At 72.6% G+C, this 2,554-nt stretch carries 2 protein-coding genes and 1 pseudogene; all 3 read right to left on the bottom strand.

Annotation, left to right across the window (positions count from 1 at the left end):
• A pseudogene (locus P1P70_RS43350) lies at positions 1 to 186 on the bottom strand (hypothetical protein); the annotation flags it as partial.
• A gap of 194 nt (positions 187 to 380) precedes the next feature.
• Entirely contained in the window at positions 381 to 1,283 is a 903-nt protein-coding gene (locus tag P1P70_RS43345) for a tRNA (adenine-N1)-methyltransferase (RefSeq protein WP_319247821.1), read from the bottom strand.
• A gap of 52 nt (positions 1,284 to 1,335) precedes the next feature.
• The coding region (locus P1P70_RS43340; RefSeq protein ID WP_319247819.1) for a site-2 protease family protein at positions 1,336 to 2,554 on the bottom strand (1,219 nt) is incomplete at its 5' end.

Below are 2,554 nucleotides of genomic sequence, written 5' to 3'. Positions count from 1 at the left end.
GGGGTCGGGGGGCGCCACGGCGGCGGGTGCCCGGGCCGCCTCGGGGGCCGGCTGGGCCGCTCTCGCCGCGTCGGGCTGGAGGGCGGAGGACAGGGCGACGACGCCGGCGAGGGCGGTGGCCGTGGCGAGCCAGTGGATGGGGCGGGTGTGCGTGTGTGCCAGTTCCGGGACGGCGGATTGCTGCACTAGGAGCGTCTCCTGAGGGTGCTGTGCCGGTTGGGATGACCCGCATGGTGCCACACGTCACAGGGGGGTGGAACGGCGGGGTACGTGGTTCCCGCAGCTTTTCGGTGGCGCGTCAACGGGAAAGCGCCGTGGCCGAGTTCCCGGGCGCTGCGGGGAACTCGGCCACGTCAGGGGCGCGTTCGTCGTACGTCGGGTCAGCGGCCGGAGCCGCCGTCGGCGTTGGGGCCGGTGTAGTCGTCGCCGTAGGCGCCCTTCGAGGGGCGGCGGCGGCGCATGGGCGGCTCGACGCCGTCGGCGAGGCGGCGGGCGGTGAGCAGGAAGCCGGTGTGGCCGATCATGCGGTGGTCGGGGCGGACGGCGAGGCCCTCGATGTGCCAGTTGCGGATCATCGACTCCCAGGCGCTCGGCTCGTTGAAGCAGCCGATCTCGCGGATGGACTCGACGGTCCGGGCGAGCTGGGTGGTGGTGGCCACGTAGCAGCAGACGATGCCGCCGGGGACGAGGGCCTTGGAGACGGCCTCCAGGCACTCCCAGGGGGCGAGCATGTCGAGGATGACGCGGTCGACCTCGGTGTCGCTGAGGTTGTCCTGGAGGTCACCGACGGTGAGCTGCCAGGCGGGGTGCGGGCCGCCGAAGTAGCGCTCCACGTTGGCCTGGGCGATCTCGGCGAAGTCGGCGCGGCGCTCGTAGCTGTGCAGCATGCCCTGGTCGCCGATGGCGCGCAGCAGGAAGCTGCTGAGCGAGCCGGAGCCGACGCCGGCCTCGACGACGCGGGCGCCGGGGAAGATGTCGGCGAAGGCGAGGATCTGCCCCGCGTCCTTGGGGTAGACCACGGCGGCGCCGCGGGGCATGGACAGGACGTAGTCGGGGAGCAGGGGGCGGAGCGCCAGGTAGGCGACGTTCCCCGTGGTGCGGACAACACTGCCCTCGGGAGCGCCGATCAGCTCGTCGTGCGGGAAGGAACCCTTGTGGGTGTGGAAGTTCTTTCCCTCTTCGAGCGTGAACGTGTAGTGGCGTCCCTTGGGGTCGGTGAGCTGGACCTGGTCCCCGACCTTGAAGGGCCCGCGACGGCGGGCGGCACCGGTCGGTTCGGACATGTGACCAGCCTACCGGTCCCCGGGGAGGGCGCCGACCATGGTTGCGGGGAGGTCAGCTGGGGCGGGCCATCGCCTTGACGAAGGCTCGCTCCACGTCCGCCGCCGAGAGGACTCCGTAGATCTCGCCCGAGTCCTCGACGACCAGGTACTCCGTGGCGGGGGCCGCGCGGAGGGCGTCGAGGAGTTCTTCGCCGGCGAGTTCGGCGGAGACGCGCATGCCGTCGGTGAGGTCCTGGGCGAGGCCGCTGACGGCGACCCAGGGGCGGCGGTGTTCGGGGACGCCGACGATGGCGGCCTCGCGGACGAGGGAGAGGGGTTGGCCCTCGGGGTCGACGACGACGAGGGCGCGGGCGCCTGCCTCGTTGGCGCGGCGGAGGGCCTCGGAGAGGGGGGTGTCGGTCTCGACGGGGACGGCGCGGCGGGTGAGGGCGCGGGCCCGGAGTTCGGGCAGGTGTTCACGCAGGCGGGCCATGCGGAGGCTGTTGCCGGCGCCGGTCCAGATGATCGCGGCGAGGATCGCGGCGAGCAGGGCGTCGAGGACGGTGTCCATGCCGACGCTGTCCTCGGCGGCGGAGCCGAGCAGGCCGGACTGGGTGAGCAGCGGGAGTCCGATGAGGACGGAGACGGCGAGGGCGCGGCCGACCCAGGCGGCGGCGATGGTGCCGCTCATGGGCTTGCCGGTGATCTTCCAGACGACGGCGCGGAGCATGCGGCCGCCGTCGAGGGGCAAACCGGGGAGCAGGTTGAACGCGGCGACGATCAGGTTGGAGATCATCAGGCCGGCGAGCAGGACGCCGGGGACGGTGCCCGGTTCGACGGCCAGCAGGGCGACGTAGAAGACGCCCGCGAGGATCAGGGAGAGGAGGGGGCCGACGAAGGCGAGGACGAACTCGCGGCCCGGGGTCTCGGACTCCTTCTCGATCTCGGAGACACCGCCGAAGAACTGCAGTTGGATACGGCGCACGGGCAGTTTGTAGCGCAGGGCCGCGATGGTGTGGGCGAGTTCGTGCACGAGTACGGAGCCGTAGAAGGCGACGGCGAAGAAGAGGGCGACGAGGTAGCGGAGGGCGCCGAGTTCGGGCAGGACGCGGTCGAGTTGGCCGCCGAAGACCCAGGTGATCAGGGCGGCGACCAGGAACCAGCTGGGCGCGACGTAGACGGGCACGCCGAAGGGGCGGCCCATGAGGATGCCGCCCCCGGGCTCCTTGGGGCGCTCGGGGGGCTTGGGGGCGGCGTCCGAGTGGGCGTAGGGGCGCGCGGAGGTCGCGGTG

This window comes from Streptomyces sp. MB09-02B, assembly GCF_033794485.1.
Lineage (GTDB): Bacteria > Actinomycetota > Actinomycetes > Streptomycetales > Streptomycetaceae > Streptomyces.
This window is presented reverse-complemented; position numbering and strand designations above follow the sequence as displayed.